This window comes from Salinicoccus jeotgali, assembly GCF_039538805.1.
In the GTDB taxonomy this organism is placed as follows: Bacteria; Bacillota; Bacilli; order Staphylococcales; family Salinicoccaceae; genus Salinicoccus; species Salinicoccus jeotgali.
The window spans coordinates 1-23,441 of the sequence record NZ_BAABCK010000065.1; the positions used below are offsets into that span (position 1 = coordinate 1).

The following is a 23,441-nucleotide window of genomic DNA, read 5'->3' on the forward strand; positions in this document are numbered from 1 at the left end:
TCTCGTCTGTCGCTTCAAGAAGAAACCACATACCGAGAAAATCATTGAACTACCGGACACCATTGGAAGTCTTTTTGAGTTACATGGGTGAAAAGGAACTGTCTAGCTTATTTTGACAAACGAAATAATATCCCTCTTATCCCAAAATTGATCATAAGATAAAAATTTCCTCTTCCGCGATAGCATTCCGCATTGTCACACAGATAACTGGGTACACCTCAATAGGTTCGTAACCCCACTCTAGAGGCTGAGCAATTTTAAAGATTTATATCAAATCATCTTTTTGATGTTAATCTTTTTAATATATCCACCTGATTATAACGCCACCATATTTGTCGCTCTTGATATCGCATTACGTTACCGATAAAAACCACGTATTATGGAGAAACAAAAAAATATTTATGCCCGTTATTATGCCGGTCGTTATAACGACTGCCATTATTAAATGAAAAATACGGGGCTCCCGCCCCGTATTTTTAGTATTGTTTTAAATAATGCTTCAATTCCCATGACGTTACTTGTGAACGGTACATTTCCCATTCCAAACTTTTGTTTTTATCGAAATGCTTATGAATATGGTTTCCAAGTGCCTCTTTCACAATCTCGTCTTCATTAAGTGCCTTCAAAGCTGTATAAAGCGTAGAAGGCAAGTCTTCAACTCCTACAGCTTCCCTCTCAGCACGAGACATCTCATAGAGGTTTACATTGACCGGCTCGGGAAGTTCCACTTCATTTTTGATTCCTTCCAACCCAGCTTTTAGTATGACCGCCAATGCCAAATATGGATTAGCTGCTGGATCTACGGATCTGATTTCTGCACGCGTTGAAAGCCCTCGGGAAGATGGAATCCTCAATAATGGTGACCTGTTTTTACCGCTCCAAGCCACGTAGCTTGGCGCTTCATAGCCTGGCACCAATCTTTTATAGGAGTTTACGATGGGATTGCAGATGGCTGTGAATCCTCGTGCATGCTCTAGAATTCCTGCCATGAAGTAGGACATATCCTGACTAAGGCCCGAAGCCTCACTCTCATCATAGAAAGCATTATCCTTCCCTTTAAATAGCGATACATTGAAATGCATCCCATTACCATTTACACCAAATATCGGCTTCGGCATAAACGTTGCATGAAGGTCATGCTTTCTCGCAACAGTTTTGACTATGAGCTTGAAAGTCTGTATGTTGTCGCATGCAGTAATGGCATCCGCATACTTAAAGTCGATTTCATGTTGTCCTGGAGCACCCTCATGGTGTGACGCTTCTATTTCAAAACCCATATCTTCCAATTCCAGTACGATGTCCCTTCTGCAATTCTCCCCCAAGTCCGTCGGGGCTAAGTCAAAATAGCCTCCCTGATCATTAAGTTCAGTAGTCGGTTGACCCTTATCATCTAGTTTGAACAAGAAGAATTCAGGCTCAGGCCCTAAGTTGAACGCACTATAGCCCAGCTCTTCCATTTCTTTCAGCACACGTTTTAAATTAGATCTTGGGTCTCCTTCAAAGGGTTGGCCTTCTATCGTATAAATATCACAAATGAGTCTTGCGACCTTACCTTTTCCAGCGGTCCATGGAAAAACACTCCAAGTATCCAAGTCTGGAACAAGATACATGTCAGACTCTTCAATTCGAACGAAGCCTTCTATTGAAGAGCCATCAAACATCATCTCTCCATCGAGCGCTTTACCCAGTTGGCTTGTCGGCACTTCAACGTTCTTGACGGTTCCGAGAATGTCTGTAAACTGTAGACGGATATACCTGACGTTTTCTTTTTGCGCCATGTTGATGATGTCCTGCTTTTTTCTCTGACTCATTATTCACTCTCCCATAAATTATAAGACTTTATCTGCATTGAAATTTGATCATATACGTCATTACAGCAGTTGATGTTCCACCAAAATGTCCGCTTCCCAAATCATATTAATATACTAGCACATGATTTTTCAGAAATCTAACATAAATTCAATCTAAAACTGATGACGTCATAAGACAAAGACCGTTGATTGTTCTTCAATCAACGGTCTTTAGATTATTTATCCTACTATACTTACTACAAAGACTATCAATATTATGACAGGTAATACAAACCTGAGCATAACCATCCACAATTTGTAGAAACCATACATACCACTAGTTTTATCGACATTGAGCTGGTGCATGGTGACACGGCGGTCAATTACAAATCCGACGAACAGAGTGGAGACAAGCGCTCCGATTGGCAACATGATGTTTGAGACCAGGAAATCCACGCTATCGAATATCGACTTGCCGAATATCAATACATCACTCAAAACTCCGTAGGAGAGGGCAGAAGGTATACCGGCTAAAAATACAAAGAAACCGAATATATAAGCCATACTGCGGCGTTTCCTCTCATTGCCCTTTATCGCATTCGCCACATTTATCTCAATCATGGAAATTGAAGAAGTCAAAGTCGCAAACAGGAATGCTCCAAGGAACAGAATATAGAATAGAAATCCAAGAGGAATCTCGGCAAATACTTGAGGTAGCACTATAAACACGAGCCCTGGACCTTCTGCTGCTTCCATGCCAAGAGATGCAATTGCTGGAAATATTGCCAACCCTGCCATTATGGATATTGTTACATTCATAAGAACAATGGAAAGCGCTGATTTAGTCAGATTATGCTCTTCTCCAAGATAGGAAGAATAAGTGATCATAGTCGTTGCACCTATACTCAAAGCAAAGAATGATTGACCCAATGCATATAATATTGCGGTCGAATCAATTTCACTCAAATCTGGCGTCAGGAAAAATGAGATTCCTTCCACAGCTCCCGGTAAAGTTACGGAACGGATGATTACAATCAAAAATAGAATGAACAAGAGGGGCATCATCACTTTAGATGCGCGCTCAAGCCCTTCTTGTACACCCTTTGCCACTATAAAGGCTGTCAGGAAGATAAAAACACCTTGCCCGATCACAGCATAGAGCGGGTTGGATATTATGCCTTCGAAAGCCGCCCCATAATTGTCAATCTGAATCATATTGATGCTCTCTCCGAGTGCTATGACCAGATATATCAGAATCCAACCTCCGATGACACTATAGAAAGACAAAAGCAGGAAGACACCAATATTACCAAGCCAACCGAATATACGGTAATATTTTTTCCCTCCGAGGTATTCGAATCCTTCAATGGGATTACGCTGACTGGCTCTACCTATGACGAATTCTGATAGAAGAAGCGGCATGCCGATAAAAAGTGTCATTAGAAGAAAGACAAGAAGGAAAGCGCCACCCCCGTGCTCAGCTGTCATGTACGGAAAACGCCAAAGCGCGCCCAAGCCAATTGCTGAACCTGCTGCAGCGAGCACAAAACCTAATTTAGATCCCCATCTGGAACTATTCATACACTAACCTCACTTTATAGGTATATTCAATATGATTTTACACATACAGTTCCTAATATATTAGCACATATTCCAGATGTTTGAATACTCTGCATCATAAATCGACTGTTATAGTCCAATGAATATTCTATTGCCTGTATCATTTTTAAATCATCATATCGAACATTATCCGCCCTATTTCCTAGAATATGAATTATAAATTTATCAGTATCAGGATACTCTTGCCACCAGCAAATAATTTTAGGTATGCTGATGATTGAAATTCATTTATGATTATATTAGGTCATGACTATTCTAAATGAAGTCAAGCAATAGTGACAGATCTGCCATGTTTTGCATGGTGATAAAAGAGCAGTTTAGTTACTAATAAGTCCATTTGTGCTTTAAACTAGTCATAGATATACTGACTTTCATTCCAGAAAAAAGCAGTGTTAGATAATAGGTGAAAATGTGAAATGGCAAAGTTGTTGGTGCAGGAACGAATTCGTTTTTAACACGAAGATGAGGAGGGAAACTGCCTTGAAAATTACGACCAAGCGATCCATTACCCGCTACGACAGTGCAGGGATTACAAACATCGAGGATACACTCGTTGAAGAATTCCCTCTCACAATATATATAAATGATATCGAATTTGCTACACTGGTGTGCTCTCCTGAGCACCTCGAAGAACTGGTGGTTGGATTTCTTGCCTCCGAAGGTGTCATTAGGCATTTTAATGAAATTGAATCAATAAACTTGGATGACAGAGGTGGCTTCTGTCATGTCCGACTGTTTCATGAAGTCGTGACCGATCACTTCACCTATTCAAAGAGAGTGCTCGGCTCATGCTGTGGTAAAAGCCGGCAATTCTATTTCCAGAATGATGCGGAAACCACTAAAATCTCAATGTCCCGAACCACACTTACCCCTTCTGCATGCATCAGTTTAATGCAAGAAATGCAATCTAGCAGTATGATCTTCAAGAAGACCGGTGGTATCCACAACGCAAGCCTTGGCACTAAAGATGGCGCCTTTCTCCATCGGGGAGATATCGGCAGGCATAATGCACTGGATAAACTATACGGTCATTGCCTCACGAACCGTATTTCCGTAAAAGATAAGGTACTCATATTCAGCGGCCGGATCTCATCGGAAGTGTTGACAAAAGCTGCTAAAATTGGTGTCGGTATTGTTTTAAGCAAGTCCGCTCCTACGAATCTAGCCATAAAGATGGCTGAAGATTTGAATATTACTGCAGTTGGATTTATAAGGGGAGATTCTTTCAATATTTACAGCCACCCTTGGCGAATAAGAAAAGAGTCCAGCTACTAGGCTGGACTCTTTTCTTATTCATCATAATAATCTTGGATGAAGTTGTGACCTTCCAGATCCAACTGTCTATAATGCCCCTTCATGATATTGCCGATTTTACTCGCCCACTCGATATCGGAAGCATAAAGATGATCGCCTGGAGATTCAGGATTCCACCGCATTGCATAGAGGGTCTTTTGACCCTTATCCAAGTAGTTGTTTTTGATGAAATCAGCCCCTCCTAAAATCGCTTTTTCCGGTTCATTCCATCCTGCACGTACTGCATAGCTCGTTCCTGCCTCTACAGCTTCAAAATCAAATGCCCCAATACCAAAGAAATTGTAATAGCGCTCCCCTTCCAGTTCCTGGCCTTGAGAAAGCTGTGAACGTCCATTTCCTGTTTCCAATTGTGCATGGCTGATGAGATATAATGCGTTCACTCCGTACCTGGACTGGGCTTCCATGAAAGCCCCGCCCTGTCCTTCCAATATCCCTTTACCTTCTAGAATTTCATCCAGTTCCTCTGTTGATGTCTCCACAGATTCTGTCAGCACCAAAAATTGGTAATGAAGGCCATCTCCAGGTAATTCCATCGCCATTTCGATTTCTTCCGGTGTTGCTTTTCGAGTGGCCCCTTCCTGTAATTTTAAATGCAGCGCATCGCTTGAAAGCTGTCTATCCAAAGCATCTTCGAATGAATTTGAATCTTTATTTTTTTTGATAAAGTTCGTCTCCGAATCCACAAAAGACAAGAAAAATATCGCTATGATACCCATCAGTATCAAAATAGGTATATTCTCTCTTTGTTTTTTGTTCATTTATTTTTCTCCATACATCCAGTTTATCCATCTAAAAAAGCATCTGAAGATCAGATGCTCACCCTCTCTGAATTAGATTGTTTAATCAATCCATCAACCATCACGCTCAAGCGTTCTCTGAGTGCTTCATTCTTAAGTGTATACCCTGTTTCAGTCTTTTCAAAATCTTCGTTGCATGTACAGACTTGAGTTGGGATCACCATCGCATGAACCCCTCTCATGACCATTCTGAGTTGCGTAAGGGGATCGGAATTCCGCATGCCACCGCTGTTGCAGTATAGTGCCACGAACTTCATCTCGAACTCATCAATCGATAAATGATCCAATGCGTTCTTCAATATTCCGGAAAATGAAGTGTGATAATTTGGTGTGCCGATAATGACCGCATCCGCATCTTCCACAAGGCGCTTCAAATACTCTGTATCATCCGTCTTACCTTGCCCGAAGATCGGGATGTCTAACTCCCGCAAATCTATATGCGTGACTTCATGTTCTGGTTGTCCTACGAGACTTTCAATAGTTTCTGCAACTGAACGTGTATGAGAACCAGGAAAAGCACTCCCTGAAAGAATCAATAAGTTCATCTCGAAAGACTCCTTTGCCCATTATTTTGCATTTATACATCATGATAGCATCATAGGCAGTTAAATTATACCCGTCAAAGGTTGTATTAAATAAACTGAGATTGGCAGCAGCCGACCTCAGTTCATCAATTTATCGTTTAAATTTTTTAGTTTTGCCACTGTTTCTTCATCTAATTCATGAATCTTTACATCGCCATCTATTATTGATTGAGCCTGATCAACAGAAATGTCGACCGCCCTACCTATTTGATAAGCCGTCAATTTTTCGGTCATCAGATCGAAGTTTACACCAATATCCATACATTCACCTTCCTCAATCAATTTCGTAAGATTAGAATTAATTATACCACAAGTCCATCTTTATAGGGTAATTTAAAGAAGATACATCTGTTAGGAATCCACAAGATAAGGTCACATGCATCTATAAAGTATACATGTCTCCGTAAAACAATGCCTTCAATAAGAAAAATTAAGTAAATGTAGTAGATTTCCAATTGAACATACGTATTCTATATAGATTGTTACCTTAATGAAAAATGACTGACTAAAGGTACAAACGGGTAGGGTTTAAATATATGAAGAAGGAGTGATTGAATGATTGAATCATTGTTCGCAAGACAAAAGCAATTTTTCCAAACCGGAAAAACGCTTCCTATACCTTTCAGAATAGAAGCGCTCAAGCAGTTAAAACGCAGCATCAAGTACCATGAAGAAATGCTCCTTGAAGCTATGAAAGCAGATTTCAACAAGGGCGAATCTGAAGCATATCTGACTGAAATCGGCTATGTCTACAACGATATCAATTTCACCATTAAAAATCTCAAAGAATGGGCTGAAACGGAGAAAGTTAAGACACCTCCAACACATATTGGCTCAACTTCTAAAATCCACAAAGAGCCTTTCGGAGTAACGCTGATTATCGCACCGTGGAACTATCCATTCAATCTCACCGTATCACCACTTATTGGTGCTCTTGGAGCCGGTAACACAGCAATTCTGAAACCTTCAGAACATACACCTCATGTGAGCCGAGTCATCACCCATATTATGGCACTGGCTTTTCCAGAAAAACATGTCACTTCTGTTGAAGGCGGAATAGAGACCAATCAGGAACTCCTTGATCTCCCTTTCAATTATATCTTCTATACCGGTAGCTCACATGTCGGGAAAATTGTAATGGAGAAAGCGTCACAACATTTGACGCCGGTCACTTTAGAACTGGGGGGGAAATCTCCTGCCATAGTAACGCGGCATGCCAACATCAAATTAGCCGCTAAGCGCATTGTTTGGGGTAAATTTCTAAATGCCAGCCAAACTTGTGTGGCACCAGACTTTGTCTATGTCGATTCGAAAGTAAAAGAGCAACTAATCACCCACATGAAGTATTACACAAGGAAATTCTATGACAAAGACTTCAATAAAGGGCGTTACATGAGCATTGTAAACAAAAACCACTTCGACAGAATAAAAGGTCTTATACAAGGAGATATCATTTACGGCGGGCGCTCCTTCAGCAATGATCTTGCCATCGAGCCTACCATTATAGACAATGCTGATTTTGATCACCCAGCGATGCAGGAGGAGATATTCGGCCCAGTACTCCCTGTCCTTGAATTCGATTCACTGAATAAAGCATTATTAGATGTAAGAGACCTCCCCGACCCATTGGCATTTTATATATTCACTGATAAAAAGTCTGAAGCCAAGCGTGTAGTGCGCGCTGTTCCTTTCGGCGGTGGTGCAATAAACGATACCGTCTTTCATCTGGCCAATCCACATCTCCCATTTGGTGGACGCGGTAACAGCGGTATGGGAAATTACCATGGCAAATATTCATTCGATACCTTTACACATAAAAAGAGTGTGCTTGACCAGACAACCTGTTTTGATTTCCCATTCAGATATCCCAGTTCAAAAATCTTCTCAAAAGTCATCAAGTATATATGGAAATAAATAAAGGCGGATGCCAAAGCATCCGCCTTTATTTTCTTATACTCAATTTCAATTGAATACCTATAATCCCTCTTGTAGATGCTCTTGTAATTTCTTCTTCTCAATAAGCCTGAGACGTAAATAAAATCCAATGGCTGCACAAGTCAACCCTGCTATGATTCCAATCCAGAGTCCGTAGAATTCGAACGCTGAATAGGCAGCAAGAATATATCCTGTAGTCATTCCTATAAACCAATAGGATACGATTGCAATGATGGAAGGCCAGACTACATCCTTATAACCTCTCAATATACCTTGGAAAGCTGCCTGCAAAGCATCAGAAAACTGGTAGACAATGGCAAACAGGAATAGCGGCATCGTTATCATAACCACATCAGGATCTCTGGTGTACAGATATGAAATGGGTTCCCTGAATAAGTACAGTATGATGGAAGCCACACCTACCAACCCAAGACTCGAAGCAACTCCCATCGTCCTATATAGTTTTGCTTCTTCAAATCGTCCCCCGCCTGCACTAAAGCCAACAACAATAGTCATGCTCATCGAGATGCTGAGTGGCAGCATGAAGAGCATCGTTGTAAAATTCAAGACAATCTGGTTCGCAGCAATGATTTCCGTCGTGAACATGATACCAATCAGCAGTGTCATCATTGAGAAGATACTCGTTTCTACAAATATAAGTATGCCAATCGGTATGCCGACTGCAAGATGATGGCCTATGACGCTGAAGTCAGGCAGAGTGAACCGCTTTAGTACTTGAAAGTCTTTCAACTTCTCGACTTTCAAGACCATGCCGGCTGCGATGAATAATATCAGCCAATAAGTAATCGCTGTGGCAACACCTGCCCCTACACCACCAAGTGCCGGCAGTCCAAATTTACCGAATATGAATGCATAGTTGAAGAGTACGTTCAACGGTAATGATGTCGCTATAACGTATAGCGATATACGCGTTAAACCTTGTGCATCAATGAAATTGCGCAATACACTGAATAAGAATAACGGCAGTATACCTGTAGAAAGGGCTGCAAGGTATTTGTACGCAATATCATGAACTGAAGCATCTAATGACATCAGAACCAACAAGTCATCGAGGAAAAAGAAACCTAATACAGCCACGGAAACAGTTAAAGCAGCGGCAATATACATCGCTTGGTTCACTGTGTGATTCACTTCATCTTTCAGGCCAGCACCTAACAGTTGTGCAACAATCGCTGTAACGGCTAAAAGAACGCCATTGATCCCAGTGGAAACAGGGGCCCAAAAGCTAGAACCAATTGCCACCCCTGCCAAGTCAGCCACCCCTGCCCTTCCCGACATCATCGTATCGACCAAGTTCATGGAATATAGCAGCACCTGTGTTATCAGTATCGGCCATAATATCGTGATGAATTGCTGCCACATTTCTCTTTTAGATTCTGTATGATACATTCCGTCACTCCTCAACTCTCCATTAATCCACTATTTGTACAGCAGACGCTTTCCACCAACCTATAGAACCATTCCTGCAACAAATCCGGCAATGAGGACTGGGATATTAAGGAAAACGAAGGTGGGTACACAAGTGTCCCATATATGATTGTGCTGGCCATCTGCACTTAACCCTGCCGTCGGGCCAAGTGTCGAATCGGAAGCAGGTGAGCCTGCGTCTCCAAGAGCACCAGCGGTGCCAATGATTGCAATAATGGCAGTAATCGATAGTCCAAGTTCCATCCCCATCGGAATAAAAATGCTTGAGATGATCGGTATTGTAGCAAATGATGATCCTATCCCCATAGTGACGACAAGTCCAACGAGAAGCATCGAAATGACTATCAGGACTTTTTGGTCTTCCAATGCACCTGCGATGCCATCAACCAATGAATTGACATGTCCGGTTTCTGATATGACAGACGCAAATCCATTTGCTGCAAGCATTACAATGCCGATATACGCCATCATTTTAATGCCGGACACCAATTCATCATCAAGCTGTTGCCATTTGAACTGGAAAGATAAGAAGAAGACCATTATTCCAGCCAACGCCCCAAATATCATGGAATCGGTCATTATTTGAACACTGAATGTTATAATGATTGCGATTATCGCAATGGTTATGGTCTTGCTGTTGATTTGTTTAGGTGTGTCGTCACCAATTTCAATCGTTTTATAATAACGGCGTTTCCTATAGAAGAACAGTGCCACTGCCAGCCCTGCTACAAAGCCAGCCGCCGGTATAATAAGCGCAGGAGCGACTTCGCTAAAAGCAATGTCCACCCCTGCTGATTGGAACCCGGTCACGATGGTATTCTGGAATATTTGTCCAAACCCGATCGGCAGTACAACATAGGGAAAAGTCAATCCGAAAGTCAAAACGACTGCGATGAGACGACGGTCAAATCCAAGTTCATTCATCAGACTCAACAAAGGTGGGATTAATATGGGGATAAAGGCAATATGTACCGGAATCAAGTTCTGACTCATTATGGAGATTGCCAACAAAGCAAAAACAATCGACACTTTGGCGACAATCCGTGCTTTCTTGGATTGCTCTTTTTTCAAGGTTCTGATGATGAAACCCACCAGCACTTCAGTGATGCCGCTATAGGCGATTAAAGCTGCAAATCCGCCAAGCAATGCATAGCTCAATGCTATTTCTGCACCACCAACGATTCCTTCCGTAAAAATGCTGATAACCTCTCCATACCCCATACCGGCCACAAGTCCACCAGCAAGCGCGCCTATGAAAAGGGCCAATACTACGTTCAATCTGAAGAGGCTCAATAATATCATTACCAGTACTGCTATAAGGACTGCGTTCACAATCAGACACCTTCCGTTCTTTGGGATTTATAATATTGTAATACTAAAGAGTGGCCAAAGTTTTGTCAATGTTTGTATATAGCCACACTTTTGTAAATGTAGCTTAAAATTATGGTGGGAGTTCTTATGTTTAGGTGGATTGTCTACCGGGAACTTAATAGGAATTATGTAAATGGATCGGAGGAAATTTCATGAAACCATTCATTAGACTCTATAAAGATCAGGATGTCTTCCAACAGGCCGTAGACACGCTTATCAATAACGATGTAAATCGCAGTGATATCTATATCCTTTCATATGATTATGATTATACCAAGGAAATTGTCAGCAAGATGGGCATCAACACAGCCGGTGTCATTGAAATGGGAGTCAAAGAAAGTATAAAAGCTACTTTAGAAGACAAGGATACAACCATGAGAAAACAGTTCCAGGATTTCGGTTTCAGCGAAGATGAAGCCGAGCGTTATGCAACTAGTTCCAATGAGGGGGAGACAGTTTTAATCGTGACAAATAATACCGATCTGGAAAAGTATCTAGACTGATGTGTAGAGGCCGCCTTTATTGAAAGCGGCCTCTACTTCTACATCCCTCGTCTTTGAACAGCTTAACTAAAGCTCCCGCTGATCCTAGACGGTTCCTAGGAAATAAGTTTCAGTCCTACAACGGCAGAAATAATCAATAGTATAAACAATATGCGACGCCAATCCCTAGATTCTCCGAAGAAGAACATTCCAAGAAGTGCCCCTCCTGAAGCTCCTATCCCTGTCCACACTGCATATGTCATTCCCATCGGCAATGTTTCCAGTGCGACTGCCAGAAAGAAGAAAGACAGGCCAAAGCATAGGAGAAGGAGCAACAAGGCAGGAAGCGATTTGTCCTTATGCAATTTATTGATAGATAGCACACCACATACTTCAAACATTCCGGCAACTATAAGTGATATCCACGCCATACTAATCCCCCTGCCTTTCCTTGTCATCTGTAACTATCTTCAAACCTATTACACCCACCAATATTAATGAAATCAAAGTGATCTTCAATGGTATAAAGGGCGCCCCAAATAAGATGATTTCAGAGAGCACAGTCCCAAATGCACCCAGTCCTACAAAAACCGCATAGACTGTACCTACAGGTAGATATTCCCCCGCATTAATCATCAAGTAGAAACTGACAAAAATTGCAATGCCTGTAAACAGCCAATGATACCATGAAGTTGAATGGGTCAAACCAATCACCCAACCCACTTCAAAAACACTCGCAATAAATACTTTTATCCATTGTATATTCATCATTCTCCTCCTAGTCCGTAAAAAAAGCCTGGGAGAAAATAGATTTCTCTCCCAGGCTTTTATCCCTCCGTGTCATGATCCGCTCATGCGCCATCTCTTGGACCAGTCCCATTTAGATGGCGGAACCCTAGACGGCTTCATATGAATTTAATGTAAAGTTTAACTGGTTTCCTAGAGATTTTCAAGCGCACGAGCTTTGGAGTCATTCACTTTGCAGCTATATCGTCGATATTTTTAGCGCTTCCACGGGAGACCATCCATAAATCTGGTAATGTCTTCAAAGAGTGTTTCCTGTTCCCGGCTACGAGTCATGAGATGGCTTGTATCTGAATATCCTTTGATATGTTTCTCATCGATCTGCAGTTCATCATAAATCTGCTGCGCACTATGTCTATAGGATTCAGCGTCCTTCTCACCGTATTTTATCGATACGGGCACATCGATTTCCGTTAACCGTCCATGTACTTCATCCATCATTATTTTGAAATCTTTTAGACCTTCCATAGGCGCTTCTTCAATTTCCTTAACCTTTTCTTCTATCTCTTCATCCGAATGCCCAACGAACTTCATGAAATTCCGCGTGTAATCTATCAATCTTCTGTTGATGCCATCACTATCCTTATCCATAGGCACCGACATCGCCACTATTCCTTTTATGTCTTCAAGCTCTTCGCCCGCTTTCAAGGAAAGGAGTCCCCCAAGAGAGACACCAGCAACCGCAATTTCGTCATGGCCATCTTTCTTGAGGTTATCATAAGCTTTTTCTACATCTTGCCACCAATCTCGAGGACCAACTTCCGCCATTGCATCGGGACCCGTGCCATGTCCTGCCAGACTGGGCGCCAATACCGTATAGCCTTCATTCTTCAAATGTTCTGCTAAGGTTTTCACATCTCTTACTGTACCCGTAAAAGAATGCAATAGGATGATCGCTCTATAACCACCTTCATGATATATAGGAGCAGGTTTGACAATCTTCATGCTCATTCCCCTTTTCGTTATTTTATTTCGTTTTCCTTATTAGGAACTCTACCAAACATTTTTAAAGTTTTTTAAAATATTTGACAATTAAATACTGACTATAGTATTATAGCTTTTAATTCAATATTCACTTATCAAGAGCGGTGGAGGGATTGGCCCTATGAAACCCGGCAACCTTTTAAGTAAGGTGCTAAATCCAACAGGCATGTCCTGAAAGATGAGCGACTCGAGAGTCTCCCTTTATCTTTGGGCAGACTCTTTTTTAATTTTAATATATTATCTGGAGGTATGGAAATGTCGGAACACTATCGTTTTGAAACAAAGCAATTGCATGCAGGCCAAGAAGTCGATACGGACACCAAATCACGCGCGCTCCCAATCTATCAAACCACTTCTTATGTATTCGATGATACTAAGCACGCGGCCGATCTATTCGGTCTTCAGGATGCCGGCAACATATATACGCGCATCATGAACCCTACGACTGCAGCCCTTGAAACACGGGTTTCCGATCTTGAAGGCGGGGTTGCAGGCTTGGCTGTCGCGTCAGGCATGGCTGCCATCACCTATGCCATCCAAGGTGTTGCTGGTAACGGAGACCATATCATTTCAACGACTAGCCTATATGGAGGCACACACACCCTATTCAGCCATACCTTCACGAAATTCGGCATCGAGACAAGTTTTGTCGACACAAAGAATCTTGACAATGTTTCACGTGAAATTAAAGATAATACAAAAGCGATATTCATTGAAACAATCGGCAATCCTGAGGGCAATATAGAGGATATTGAAGCATTGGCTCAGATTGCTTCAACTCATGGCCTCCCTCTCATCGTCGATAATACATTTGCCACACCTTACCTTTGCCGTCCACTTGAGCACGGAGCCAATGTTGTTGTCCATTCTGCAACTAAATTCCTCGGCGGACATGGCACCTCTATAGGCGGGGTGATTGTGGACGGCGGGAATTTCAATTGGAACAACGGCAAATTCCCGGGGCTTACTGAACCTGACGACTCATACCACGGGCTTGTTTTTACCGAAGCATTCGGCCCGGCCGCTTACGTGTTCAAACTTCGAACTACGTTATTACGTGATACAGGCGCTGCGATATCCCCCTTCAATGCATTTCTACTGATACAGGGCATCGAAACATTATCCTTGAGGATGGAGAGACATGTTGAAAATGCAGTAGTGGTAGCAGAATACCTCGAAGCTCATGAAAAAGTACAATGGGTGGACTATGCGGGGCTTAAATCCAGTAAATATAACGCTCTGCAGAAAAAATATCTTCCAAAGGGCGCCTCCGCCATATTCACTTTCGGTGTGACGGGAGGGTATGAAGCTGGAAAACGTTTCATTGAATCTTTGGAGCTCTTCTCCTTACTCGCTAACGTCGGCGATGCAAAATCTCTGGTGATCCATCCCGCTTCAACGACACACTCGCAACTCGACGAATCTGAACAGTTGAAAGGCGGCGTCAGACCTGAAGCCATCCGAGTATCTATAGGGTTGGAACACATCGATGATATCATCGGTGACCTCGAAAAAGCTCTGGATGCGATTTAAATGCCTATAAAAATAATCGAAGGTCTACCTGTCAGGGAACACTTGCACAATGAAAATGTCTATACTATAGAAGAGCATCGTGCACATACTCAAGATATTCGCCCACTACGCATTCTCATTCTGAATCTGATGCCTAAAAAAGAAGAGACGGAGTTACAGCTTCTCCGTCTCTTAGGCAATACGCCACTGCAGATCGATGTGGATTTCATGCATATGAACAGCCATATCAGTAAGAACACACACACCAGCCACCTTCAAAAGTATTATCACACATTCAGGGAAATAACTGACAGGCGGTATGACGGTATGATTGTGACCGGCGCGCCAGTCGAAAAACTAGATTTTCACGAAGTGGATTATATAGACGAACTGCGCGATATGATGAAGTGGTCCGAAACTCATGTATTTTCAAGATTCTTCATCTGTTGGGGAGCTCAATTCGCATTGAACCATTATTTTGGCATTCAGAAGTTTTTGCTTTCAGACAAACTGTTCGGTGTATTCGACTATGATAACCTCAAACCTGGTCACCCCTTACTGAGAGGGTTTGATGATGTCTACCGGGTCCCTCAATCCAGGCATGCTCAAATAGATTATAAAGCGGTTCAGCATACAAAGGGGCTTGAGATATTGACTAGTAACGACCGCTTTGGCCCAGACATAATGAGTACTGGTGATCAGCGTGACCTCTTCGTCCTCGGTCACCTGGAATATGGGCGAAACACTTTAGGGGAGGAGTATGAAAGAGATTTGCGCACGGGCGGAAAAATTCTGCCACCCTGCAATTATTTCATCCAGGATGACCCTACTTCCAGACCTCTGTTCTCCTGGAAGAGCCACGCCCATCTCCTTTTCAGTAATTGGATCAATGAAACATATCAAAATACTTATTACGACCTCACACACCTTGAGGAATAATAACGGAAAAGCCTCTGAAACTGGATCCAGTTTCAGAGGCTTTATACGTAACGGTTTTTATATTTCATGGGAGATCTTGCTTGTTTCAAAATTTTCCTGCTGTTTTTTTCTGGAGAGCGCCATGAGATGTTTGAAAAATGAGCTGGCGTATTCTTTCAAGGCATCATCCTGAAGTTTATTTACATTCCTGCATATCACTTCTTCTTCCCGTGTGCCATCAAACACTGGTATGCCTTGTGCAATTTTATATTCTGCTATTTCCTCAGCAATTTCCATGCGTGCTTCAAACAGAGCGATCATCTCTGTATCTATCTCATCAATTTTCCCTCTCAACTTTCCATGGGTGTTCATGGCGTTCCCCTCCTTTATCCTATTGTTGGATAACTTGTTGATTATTGGCGGTTTTCTTTTCGATGTCGAGTAACATGTTTATCGATTGCATCAAGTCACCGAGTTCATCAGGCGTCAAACACTGCTGGCCATCACTCCACGCATTCTCAGGTTCTTCATGAACTTCTATCTGCAACCCGTTGGCACCTGCCATGACAGCTGCCTTCGCCATTGAAGGGATGACATGTCTGACTCCCGCTGCATGACTCGGGTCAACAATGATTGGTAGATGGGATTCTTTCTGCATGACTGGCACTGCCTGAATATCCAAAGTATTTCGTGTGGCCGTTTCAAAAGTTCTTATACCACGCTCACAGAAAATGACGTTATCATTGCCCCCAGCCATGACGTATTCTGCAGACATCAACCACTCCTTCATCGTTGCTGACATCCCTCTCTTCAGCAATATAGGTTTATCGGTCTCACCTACTGCTTTGAGAAGATCGAAATTCTGCATATTCCGCGCACCTATCTGGATGACGTCCACTGTATCTACGAATTCATCGATGTATTCTGTAGACATGAGTTCAGATACGATTGGCAAGCCAGTTTCTTTCTTTACAACATCGAGGATCCTCAATCCTTCGAGACCAAGCCCCTGGAATGCATATGGGGAGGTTCTTGGCTTGAACGCTCCGCCTCGGAATGTGTTTGCACCCGTTGCTTTAAGCTTTTGGGCGAGTGCCACCATATCATCTTCATGTTCAACGGAGCATGGGCCGGCACAGACCATGAAATTCTCTGCACCTACCTTCACACCATCTATATCAATGACACTGTCATCTTCGTGAAACAATCTATTGGCTTTTTTGTATGGAGCTTGTATACGATGGACACCATCCACAATCCTATATTTCGCGAAATCATTTTCTGTAACATTAGATGTATCTCCTATCAGTCCGATAACAGTCCGGTTTCTCCCGTCAGATCGATTCACCCCGAATCCTGCACCTTCTATATTACGTATAAGTTCCTGTATTTCACTTTCTTCTGCACCTTGTCCAACATGAATGATCATATTGAAAACCTCCCATTAGATAAAATTTTGATAAAAAAACCGCCACCTATTTATATAAATAAGTGGCGATTCAAGTTGAATAAGATTATATTGCCGAATTCTAGCCACTTATTTTATATAAATGGCTAGACATCTCAAAATACTTTAGCCATCATTGATACAAACAGAATATGTTTTACGTTTGTACGCAATGATGAGTACAAACGGCATCAAAAATAGCTAAAATAAAATCGATTATGTTGTTGGTGTTTTATGTGTCCCATTATAATCGTCTCTTTTGAGATGTGTTGAGAGCAATTATAACCACCCATCATTTATTTGTCAATACAGAATTGTCAGAATTATATGGATTGATTTAGATTTTTTTTATGCTTATACTACTTTAAGACATTAAAATGGAGGTATTCAATGAAAATAGTCATCGTCGGCCTTGGTAACATCGGAGGGTCATTCGCACTCAACCTAGCTAAACATTTACCTGAACATGAGGTGTTCGGCATTGATGTCGATAAGGAGGCACTCCTTTATGCAGAACAGCAGAATATAATTTCTAAAGGCTATCAGAACCCTGAAAATATTATTCCAGCAGCCGATATCATCATATTCTCAGTCTACCCTGGAATTCTAAAATCGCTGATCGAGAAATACACTCCTTACATGAAAGAGAATACCATCATTACCGATGTAACAGGCGTCAAAAGGGCATTGATCAACCAAATCGAACCACTTTTGCCGGCCACAGTGGATTTCATCTTCGGTCATCCCATGGCTGGCCGTGAGAATCGGGGCCTGCATTTTTCAAGTGCTGAAGTTTTTGAAGGTGCAAACTACCTCCTAACCCCTACAGAACGGAATGACAGCAGGAACATCAACACCATTAAAGAACTGGTTCAACAGATGGGATTTAAGGAAGTTTCCTTGATTACGCCTGAATTCCATGACGAAGTCATCGGCTTCACAAGTCAACTTGCACACGTCATAGCACTCTCGCTCATCAACAGCGACGACCCAAAAAGAGAAACTAAAAGATATACAGGTGACAGCTACCGGGACTTGACACGCATCACCAATATCAATGAAGCGCTTTGGCCTGAACTTTTTGTGATGAATAAAGATTACCTGAGGGAGCATATAGGACGCTTTAAAGATCAGCTAAACCACCTATCAGAGGCCATTGAGAATGAGGATTTCAATGCAATGAAAGAAATGATGATTGAAGCACGAAACAGGTATCATGATCTGCACAACTAAATCACATCACTGAATAAAAATATTGAGTGCCATGCATTGTATGCATGGTTTTTTCATTAGTCACTCCAAGCAGGCGTATGGAACAACATAAATATATTTCATCACCAAACAGTCCATAAACTAATTATTATACAATATATTAAATATTTATTTGATTAATCGGCATTTTTATGTATAATTACTTTAATAACTTTAATTAGGGGATGATTATTTGGGACGGCAAAACAATTAGAACTCATACAGTTCCACAATAGAAATTTTTTAAAGGAGCACGACTTCTCAAGGGAACAACTGGAATTACTCATCGACTTCGCTGAACATTTGAAGCTTAAAGAAAAGCACGGTATTCCACAACGCTTCATGAGTGGCAAACACCTCGCAATGATTTTCGAAAAGCAGTCGACGCGTACACGCTCAGCTTTCACAGTAGCTGCCGGTAAACTTGGTGCGCAAGTAGAGTACTTAAATAAGGATGATATTCAGCTTGGGGCTAAAGAATCTGTAGAAGACACTGCAAAAGTACTGGGTTCGATGTTTGACGGCATAGTGTATCGAGGATTTGATCAGGCAACGGTCGAATCACTTGGAGAACATGCAGGAGTGCCTATATGGAATGCACTCACCGATGAATGGCACCCTACGCAGATGCTTGCCGATTTTCTGACCATCAAAGAGCATCTAGGGGACTTTCATGGGAAGACCGTAACTTTTGTCGGAGACGGCCGAAACAACATCTCACATTCCCTTCTTATTACAGGCGCGATACTCGGGGTAAATATCAATATAGTAGCGCCGAAAGCACTGCAGCCGAGCACCAGTATTCAGAAACTAGCCAATGGAATCAAGGAAGACTCTGGAAGCAGCACATTGGTCACTGAAAATATTGAAGAGGGTGTATATGGCAGTGATGTCATCTATACAGATGTCTGGTGTTCCATGGGGGAAGAAGATGCTCTTGAGGAACGACACGCCCTTCTCCGCCCTTATCAGGTAAATCAGTCATTGATGGATATGACAGGTAAAGCTCACACCATATTTCTTCATTGCCTCCCTGCCATACACGATACAAAAACGGAAATGGGTCGCACCGTTTTCAACAAATTCGGGATGGATGGTTTTGAAGTTACTGATGAAGTTTTCAGGAGCCCTTATTCAAAAGTATTTCAGCAGGCAGAGAATCGGATGCACACGATTAAAGCACTGCTTGCAGCGACATGCGGCGACGTATACTGAAGAAGCGGTTATTTCACCGCTTCTTTACTTTGTCCAATTTTCCTACTTGATGAGTACACCTGACCTGGCGAACAGACCCCCTTTTATACCTATAGGGGTATTTGACAAATTAAATTACAACTTCTATAATATATATAACTAATTTAAGAAGGTGATGGTTTGACTTCAATCCAAGAGAAGACAGTTTACGATAAAGCTGTCATGAATCGCATAAATCGTTTACAGGGCCAGATTAACGGTGCCTTAAAGATGATGGAAGAAGGCAAAGACTGTAAGGATGTAGTCACACAATTGAGTGCCGCAAAAAGCGCTTTAAACCGTACTATGAATGTCATTGTCAGTGATAATCTCGTTCAATGCGTAAAAGAAACGATGAATGATCCAGATGAAAATACAGATGATCTTGTGAAGGAAGCAGTAGAGCTCCTGAATAAGAGCAGATGATTTCATCTGTTTTTATTTTTTTACAGTATACCCCATTGGGTATTTGACAAGTTTTATTGTGCCTGCTATTATACCCTTATAGGTATTTAAAAATGAAAGGACGATTAACAATTATGAGCGACACAGTTACAAAGCATCACATTAATGATGCAGATCAATTAGTTGAAAAAAACGAATATCTACTCGATGTAAGGGAGCCTTTCGAGTATGAGATGGGACATATCGCCAACGCTGATAATATCTCAGTAAATGAATTGGAGTCGCGCTTAGACGAACTTCCTAAAAATCAGAGAATCCACGTATATTGCCAAAGAGGCAAACGCGGTGCTGATGCAACAGATATCTTGAAGCGCAACGGTTTTGATGCGATAAACCTTGAAGAAGGTTATAGCCAGTACAACGGAAAGTATGATAGCGCTGATGAAACGACTGCTGGGAATCAGTCTTTAGAGAAGAATCTCGCCATCGATCCTGATAGGGTCAAAATAGAAGCAAGTGGTCTACAATGTCCAGGTCCCCTTCTTAAGGTAAATGAAGTTATGGATGGATTAAAAGATGGTCAACAGATGGAAATGACCGTGACCGATTTTGGTTTCTGTACCGACGTTGAAGCCTGGGCCCGTAAAAAGGGACACTTTATTCTTAAAAATGAAAAGGTCGGCGATAAGGTGGTAGTGGTACTTCAAAAGAATGACTCTGAAGGGAAAACTGCATCTGAAGGCCATCAGATGGTTGAAACCAAAGATGGGGCCACTATGGTCGTATTCAGTGGAGACCTGGATAAAGCATTGGCATCTTTCATCATCGCCACAGGTGCTAAAAGCATGGGTAAAGATGTTACGATGTTCTTCACTTTCTGGGGACTAAATGTCATCAAGGACCCGAATGCCCCAAGAAAGAAAAAGACAGGGCTCGATAAAGCCTTCAGCATGATGATGCCGAAATCAGCCTCTAAACTTCCAATATCCAACATGAATCTATTTGGACTCGGTTCCAAAATGATCCAGCACGTCATGAAGAAGAAACGTGTGGATGCACTCACGGAAATGATAGACAAAGCGGATAAACTCGGCGTCAAAATGGTAGCATGTACAATGAGTATGGATATAATGGCAGTAGAAGAAGACGAACTGCTTCCTAATGTTAATTTCGGTGGAGTAGGTACCTATCTTGGCGATGCCGAGAATGGGAACTTGAACCTGTTCATCTAATTAGGAGTATACGATGCATTTAAAATCAATCAATTCAAGGAGTGTATATTAATGTTCTTTAAACAATTCTTCGACAAGAAACTTGCACAGACATCCTATATGGTAGCTTGCCAGAAAACAAAAGAAGCTATGATCATCGATCCAAAACGCGTTGTTGATGAATATGAAGAAGTTGCAAACGCAGAGGGATTCAACATTACACATGTAGCTGAAACCCATATCCATGCTGACTTTGCTTCTGGTCTACGTGACGCTGCGAAAAAATTCAATGCCACTGCATATGTATCTGACGAAGGCGGTGAAGATTGGAAGTACGAGGATATGCCTACCGATACTGTATATGTAAAAGATGGGGATATCATCAATGTAGGTAATGTAGAACTGAAAGTAATGCATACCCCTGGGCATACACCAGAAAGTATTTCATTTGTACTGACGGACCGTGGTGCCGGCAGTGAAGAACCAATGGGCATATTTACTGGCGACTTCCTATTCGTTGGTGACATCGGTCGTCCTGACCTACTGGAAGAAGCAGCAGACATGGAAGGCACTACTGAAGAGGGTGCCAACGCAATGTTCGATTCCCTTAAGAAAATGAATGACTTCCCAGATTTCATGCAAGTATGGCCTGGACATGGTGCAGGCAGTGCATGTGGTAAATCATTGGGCGCAGTTCCTTTGTCCACCCTCGGATATGAGCGGAAGAATAACTGGGTGTTTGACTATAAGGACAAAGACGATTTCATCAAAGAATTGACGAGTGACCAGCCCGAACCACCTAGCTATTTTGGGCAGATGAAGAAAGTCAATAAAGAAGGACTTCCAGAGTTTAAAGTGAAAGATGTAGAGATAGACACACCTGATGAATTACCTGGCCAAGTGTTTGACCTAAGAAGTAAGGAAGCATTTAAAAAAGGCTTTAAAAAAGGTGCTATAAATATTCCCTACAACGATAAATTCCTACAGTTCGCAGGGTGGTATATCGATTTTGATCAGCCAATGACCGTTATCGCGAATCCTGAAGACAGCAAGACATTACAGGAAGATCTAGCAGCCATTGGTTTTGATGATTTGAAACTGATTGTGCCTGAAGATAAAGCCGATAAATATTTCGATGACTCCTATGATAATATATCTCCTGAAGAGTTTGTCGAAAACTACAAGGATAAAAACATCCTCGATGTCCGTTCGACTTCAGAATTTGAAGGAGGCCATCTGGAGAATGCACACCATGTTCACTTTGGCCACCTCGATGAAAAAGAAGTGCCGTTCGACACTGACGAGGCAATCTATGTGCATTGCCAATCAGGTGTACGTTCAGCAATCGCTATGAGCGCGTTGAAAGCACGCGGTTTTGAAAACGTCGTCAATATTGAAAAAGGCTATGGCGGCATCAAAGAAGCGATGAAGTGATGGATATATCTTTCATTATCGTGATATTTCTGATCGGTTTCGTCGGTTCCTTCATATCAGGTATGGTTGGAATCGGAGGATCCATCATCAAATATCCTATGCTGCTGTATATCCCCCCTTTGCTGGGGGTGGCAACCTTCACTTCCCATGAAGTTGCAGGGATAAGTGCCGTTCAGGTATTCTTTGCAACAATAGCGGGAGTGTGGGCTTATAAAAGCAGTGGCTACCTCAACATGAGGTTAATCGCATATATGGGGGGCGCAATCCTGATTGGTAGCCTGATAGGTGGATATGGTTCTGAGTTCCTTACAGAAACCCAGATTGATATCGTCTACGCTATCTTAGCGACTATAGCCGTCGTCATGATGTTCCTTCCAAAGAAAGAGATTCCTTTTAGTCCAGGAGATGATCTTCAGTTTAATGGTCCACTGGCCGCTGGCCTGGCTTTGATTACCGGTGCAGCGGCTGGCATTGTAGGTGCAGCTGGAGCATTTATACTAGTACCTATAATGTTGGTTGTCCTTAAAATACCCACACGGGTCACTATAGCCACCAGTCTTGCAGTGACATTCATCTCCTCGATTGGTGCTACCATAGGTAAAGTCGTTACCGACCAGGTGCTTTACGGTCCTGCAGTCATAATGATTGTTGCAAGTCTTCTTGCAGCACCGCTAGGGGCAAAAGCCGGACAGAATATGAATACAAAAGTCCTACAATGGATTCTGGCCCTGATCATTCTCGGTACAGCAATCAAGATTTGGACAGAAGTGGTTATGTAAAAGGTCTGCCTAATTAGGCAGACCTTTTACTTTTTCTCATTTTCAGTAGTGTTATATCGTCGTTATATCAGCATTCAAGCAGTTATACGTTCTATTGGTGCCTGGATAGTTCAGGACCCAA

At 42.1% G+C, this 23,441-nt stretch carries 23 protein-coding genes, 1 pseudogene and 2 riboswitches; of the genes and pseudogenes, 12 read left to right on the forward strand and 12 right to left on the reverse strand.

The genetic code is table 11. The annotated features are described in order from the left end of the window. Nucleotides 1-116, forward strand: a pseudogene (locus ABD734_RS09645) (IS30 family transposase); the annotation flags it as partial. Nucleotides 117-476: 360 nt separating this feature from the next. On the opposite strand, the gene glnA reads toward ABD734_RS09645, so the two are convergent. Then, entirely contained in the window at nucleotides 477-1,811 is a 1,335-nt protein-coding gene (glnA, locus tag ABD734_RS09650) for a type I glutamate--ammonia ligase (RefSeq protein ID WP_344703759.1), read from the reverse strand. A 219-nt stretch (nucleotides 1,812-2,030) separates the two neighbouring features. Then, a complete protein-coding gene (locus ABD734_RS09655) occupies nucleotides 2,031-3,371 on the reverse strand; it encodes a sodium-dependent transporter (RefSeq protein WP_344703761.1) in 1,341 nt (446 codons plus the stop codon). A 519-nt stretch (nucleotides 3,372-3,890) separates the two neighbouring features. On the opposite strand from ABD734_RS09655, the gene fdhD reads away from it, so the two are divergent. Beyond that, complete coding sequence (gene fdhD / locus ABD734_RS09660) at nucleotides 3,891-4,685, forward strand: formate dehydrogenase accessory sulfurtransferase FdhD (RefSeq protein ID WP_425568407.1); 795 nt, start codon at nucleotides 3,891-3,893, stop codon at nucleotides 4,683-4,685. A gap of 14 nt (nucleotides 4,686-4,699) precedes the next feature. Here the strand turns inward: fdhD and ABD734_RS09665 are convergent, their stop codons facing one another. The 3 genes from ABD734_RS09665 to ABD734_RS09675 all read right to left on the reverse strand — a co-directional run bounded on the left by ABD734_RS09665 (nucleotide 4,700) and on the right by ABD734_RS09675 (nucleotide 6,366). After that, nucleotides 4,700-5,482: an N-acetylglucosaminidase gene (locus tag ABD734_RS09665; protein ID WP_344703765.1), complete on the reverse strand. Its 783-nt coding sequence runs from the start codon at nucleotides 5,480-5,482 to the stop codon at nucleotides 4,700-4,702. Nucleotides 5,483-5,532: 50 nt separating this feature from the next. After that, the gene (locus ABD734_RS09670; protein WP_344703767.1) at nucleotides 5,533-6,066 is read right to left on the reverse strand and encodes an NADPH-dependent FMN reductase; all 534 of its coding nucleotides are present in this window, start codon (nucleotides 6,064-6,066) and stop codon (nucleotides 5,533-5,535) included. Nucleotides 6,067-6,183: 117 nt separating this feature from the next. Further along, nucleotides 6,184-6,366, reverse strand: coding sequence for a hypothetical protein (locus tag ABD734_RS09675; protein ID WP_344703769.1), 183 nt, complete (start codon nucleotides 6,364-6,366; stop codon nucleotides 6,184-6,186). 294 nt (nucleotides 6,367-6,660) lie between these two features. On the opposite strand from ABD734_RS09675, the gene ABD734_RS09680 reads away from it, so the two are divergent. Next, entirely contained in the window at nucleotides 6,661-8,019 is a 1,359-nt protein-coding gene (locus ABD734_RS09680) for an aldehyde dehydrogenase (RefSeq protein ID WP_344703771.1), read from the forward strand. A gap of 60 nt (nucleotides 8,020-8,079) precedes the next feature. Here the strand turns inward: ABD734_RS09680 and ABD734_RS09685 are convergent, their stop codons facing one another. Both ABD734_RS09685 and ABD734_RS09690 read right to left on the reverse strand, forming a co-directional pair. Continuing rightward, a complete protein-coding gene (locus ABD734_RS09685) occupies nucleotides 8,080-9,450 on the reverse strand; it encodes an MATE family efflux transporter (RefSeq protein WP_344703773.1) in 1,371 nt (456 codons plus the stop codon). 60 nt (nucleotides 9,451-9,510) lie between these two features. Further along, nucleotides 9,511-10,824, reverse strand: coding sequence for a Na+/H+ antiporter family protein (locus ABD734_RS09690; RefSeq protein ID WP_344703846.1), 1,314 nt, complete (start codon nucleotides 10,822-10,824; stop codon nucleotides 9,511-9,513). Between the two features lie 188 nt (nucleotides 10,825-11,012). Here ABD734_RS09690 and ABD734_RS09695 point away from each other — a divergent pair, with 188 nt between their 5' ends. Further along, nucleotides 11,013-11,363: a YflT domain-containing protein gene (locus ABD734_RS09695; RefSeq protein ID WP_344703775.1), complete on the forward strand. Its 351-nt coding sequence runs from the start codon at nucleotides 11,013-11,015 to the stop codon at nucleotides 11,361-11,363. Nucleotides 11,364-11,458: 95 nt separating this feature from the next. Here ABD734_RS09695 and ABD734_RS09700 read toward each other — a convergent pair whose 3' ends face one another. The 3 genes from ABD734_RS09700 to ABD734_RS09710 all read right to left on the reverse strand — a co-directional run bounded on the left by ABD734_RS09700 (nucleotide 11,459) and on the right by ABD734_RS09710 (nucleotide 13,091). Further along, nucleotides 11,459-11,773, reverse strand: coding sequence for a DMT family transporter (locus ABD734_RS09700; protein WP_344703777.1), 315 nt, complete (start codon nucleotides 11,771-11,773; stop codon nucleotides 11,459-11,461). A 1-nt stretch (nucleotide 11,774) separates the two neighbouring features. Next, the gene (locus ABD734_RS09705; protein WP_344703848.1) at nucleotides 11,775-12,110 is read right to left on the reverse strand and encodes a DMT family transporter; all 336 of its coding nucleotides are present in this window, start codon (nucleotides 12,108-12,110) and stop codon (nucleotides 11,775-11,777) included. Between the two features lie 46 nt (nucleotides 12,111-12,156). Then, nucleotides 12,157-12,252: riboswitch (guanidine-I (ykkC/yxkD leader) on the reverse strand. A gap of 92 nt (nucleotides 12,253-12,344) precedes the next feature. Continuing rightward, nucleotides 12,345-13,091, reverse strand: coding sequence for an alpha/beta hydrolase (locus ABD734_RS09710; protein WP_344703779.1), 747 nt, complete (start codon nucleotides 13,089-13,091; stop codon nucleotides 12,345-12,347). A gap of 128 nt (nucleotides 13,092-13,219) precedes the next feature. Further along, a riboswitch (SAM riboswitch) is annotated at nucleotides 13,220-13,315 on the forward strand. Between the two features lie 70 nt (nucleotides 13,316-13,385). Here ABD734_RS09710 and ABD734_RS09715 point away from each other — a divergent pair. Both ABD734_RS09715 and ABD734_RS09720 read left to right on the forward strand, forming a co-directional pair. Further along, the gene (locus tag ABD734_RS09715) at nucleotides 13,386-14,663 is read left to right on the forward strand and encodes an O-acetylhomoserine aminocarboxypropyltransferase/cysteine synthase family protein (protein ID WP_344703781.1); all 1,278 of its coding nucleotides are present in this window, start codon (nucleotides 13,386-13,388) and stop codon (nucleotides 14,661-14,663) included. Then, on the forward strand, nucleotides 14,664-15,581 hold the full coding sequence (locus ABD734_RS09720; protein WP_344703783.1) for a homoserine O-succinyltransferase: 918 nt from the start codon (nucleotides 14,664-14,666) through the stop codon (nucleotides 15,579-15,581). Nucleotides 15,582-15,638: 57 nt separating this feature from the next. On the opposite strand, the gene ABD734_RS09725 is transcribed toward ABD734_RS09720, so the two are convergent. Then, nucleotides 15,639-15,932, reverse strand: a complete 294-nt coding sequence (locus ABD734_RS09725) for a chorismate mutase (protein ID WP_344703785.1) — start codon at nucleotides 15,930-15,932, stop codon at nucleotides 15,639-15,641. Between the two features lie 19 nt (nucleotides 15,933-15,951). Then, entirely contained in the window at nucleotides 15,952-16,989 is a 1,038-nt protein-coding gene (aroF, locus tag ABD734_RS09730; protein ID WP_344703787.1) for a 3-deoxy-7-phosphoheptulonate synthase, read from the reverse strand. A gap of 408 nt (nucleotides 16,990-17,397) precedes the next feature. Here aroF and ABD734_RS09735 point away from each other — a divergent pair, with 408 nt between their 5' ends. The 6 genes from ABD734_RS09735 (at nucleotide 17,398) to ABD734_RS09760 (ending at nucleotide 23,320) form a co-directional block, all read left to right on the forward strand. Next, the gene (locus ABD734_RS09735; RefSeq protein WP_344703789.1) at nucleotides 17,398-18,240 is read left to right on the forward strand and encodes a prephenate dehydrogenase; all 843 of its coding nucleotides are present in this window, start codon (nucleotides 17,398-17,400) and stop codon (nucleotides 18,238-18,240) included. Between the two features lie 237 nt (nucleotides 18,241-18,477). Continuing rightward, nucleotides 18,478-19,473: an ornithine carbamoyltransferase gene (argF, locus tag ABD734_RS09740; protein WP_344703850.1), complete on the forward strand. Its 996-nt coding sequence runs from the start codon at nucleotides 18,478-18,480 to the stop codon at nucleotides 19,471-19,473. 201 nt (nucleotides 19,474-19,674) lie between these two features. Then, nucleotides 19,675-19,917: a metal-sensitive transcriptional regulator gene (locus tag ABD734_RS09745; RefSeq protein ID WP_344703852.1), complete on the forward strand. Its 243-nt coding sequence runs from the start codon at nucleotides 19,675-19,677 to the stop codon at nucleotides 19,915-19,917. A 113-nt stretch (nucleotides 19,918-20,030) separates the two neighbouring features. Further along, nucleotides 20,031-21,128 (forward strand): DsrE/DsrF/DrsH-like family protein, encoded by a 1,098-nt coding sequence (locus tag ABD734_RS09750; protein WP_344703791.1) that lies wholly within the window; start codon nucleotides 20,031-20,033, stop codon nucleotides 21,126-21,128. Between the two features lie 51 nt (nucleotides 21,129-21,179). Further along, a complete protein-coding gene (locus ABD734_RS09755; RefSeq protein ID WP_344703793.1) occupies nucleotides 21,180-22,541 on the forward strand; it encodes an MBL fold metallo-hydrolase in 1,362 nt (453 codons plus the stop codon). Then, nucleotides 22,541-23,320, forward strand: a complete 780-nt coding sequence (locus tag ABD734_RS09760; RefSeq protein ID WP_344703853.1) for a sulfite exporter TauE/SafE family protein — start codon at nucleotides 22,541-22,543, stop codon at nucleotides 23,318-23,320. The genes ABD734_RS09755 and ABD734_RS09760 overlap by 1 nt, the downstream gene beginning before the upstream one ends. Nucleotides 23,321-23,441 lie beyond the last annotated feature (121 nt).

Excerpts from the sequence above, each read along its gene's own strand:
- ABD734_RS09725 (WP_344703785.1), bottom strand. The coding sequence starts at position 15,932 with ATGAACACCCATGGAAAGTTGAGAGGGAAAATTGATGAGATAGATACA.
- ABD734_RS09700 (WP_344703777.1), bottom strand. The coding sequence starts at position 11,773 with ATGGCGTGGATATCACTTATAGTTGCCGGAATGTTTGAAGTATGTGGT.
- ABD734_RS09705 (WP_344703848.1), bottom strand. The coding sequence starts at position 12,110 with ATGAATATACAATGGATAAAAGTATTTATTGCGAGTGTTTTTGAAGTG.
- ABD734_RS09685 (WP_344703773.1), bottom strand. The coding sequence starts at position 9,450 with ATGTATCATACAGAATCTAAAAGAGAAATGTGGCAGCAATTCATCACG.
- ABD734_RS09710 (WP_344703779.1), bottom strand. The coding sequence starts at position 13,091 with ATGAAGATTGTCAAACCTGCTCCTATATATCATGAAGGTGGTTATAGA.
- ABD734_RS09670 (WP_344703767.1), bottom strand. The coding sequence starts at position 6,066 with ATGAACTTATTGATTCTTTCAGGGAGTGCTTTTCCTGGTTCTCATACA.
- ABD734_RS09655 (WP_344703761.1), bottom strand. The coding sequence starts at position 3,371 with ATGAATAGTTCCAGATGGGGATCTAAATTAGGTTTTGTGCTCGCTGCA.
- ABD734_RS09675 (WP_344703769.1), bottom strand. The coding sequence starts at position 6,366 with ATGGATATTGGTGTAAACTTCGATCTGATGACCGAAAAATTGACGGCT.
- ABD734_RS09735 (WP_344703789.1), top strand. The coding sequence starts at position 17,398 with ATGAAAATAGTCATCGTCGGCCTTGGTAACATCGGAGGGTCATTCGCA.
- ABD734_RS09755 (WP_344703793.1), top strand. The coding sequence starts at position 21,180 with ATGTTCTTTAAACAATTCTTCGACAAGAAACTTGCACAGACATCCTAT.
- ABD734_RS09715 (WP_344703781.1), top strand. The coding sequence starts at position 13,386 with ATGTCGGAACACTATCGTTTTGAAACAAAGCAATTGCATGCAGGCCAA.
- ABD734_RS09745 (WP_344703852.1), top strand. The coding sequence starts at position 19,675 with ATGAATCGCATAAATCGTTTACAGGGCCAGATTAACGGTGCCTTAAAG.
- ABD734_RS09720 (WP_344703783.1), top strand. The coding sequence starts at position 14,664 with ATGCCTATAAAAATAATCGAAGGTCTACCTGTCAGGGAACACTTGCAC.
- aroF (WP_344703787.1), bottom strand. The coding sequence starts at position 16,989 with ATGATCATTCATGTTGGACAAGGTGCAGAAGAAAGTGAAATACAGGAA.
- ABD734_RS09665 (WP_344703765.1), bottom strand. The coding sequence starts at position 5,482 with ATGAACAAAAAACAAAGAGAGAATATACCTATTTTGATACTGATGGGT.
- ABD734_RS09760 (WP_344703853.1), top strand. The coding sequence starts at position 22,541 with ATGGATATATCTTTCATTATCGTGATATTTCTGATCGGTTTCGTCGGT.
- ABD734_RS09750 (WP_344703791.1), top strand. The coding sequence starts at position 20,031 with ATGAGCGACACAGTTACAAAGCATCACATTAATGATGCAGATCAATTA.
- ABD734_RS09680 (WP_344703771.1), top strand. The coding sequence starts at position 6,661 with ATGATTGAATCATTGTTCGCAAGACAAAAGCAATTTTTCCAAACCGGA.
- glnA (WP_344703759.1), bottom strand. The coding sequence starts at position 1,811 with ATGAGTCAGAGAAAAAAGCAGGACATCATCAACATGGCGCAAAAAGAA.
- ABD734_RS09695 (WP_344703775.1), top strand. The coding sequence starts at position 11,013 with ATGAAACCATTCATTAGACTCTATAAAGATCAGGATGTCTTCCAACAG.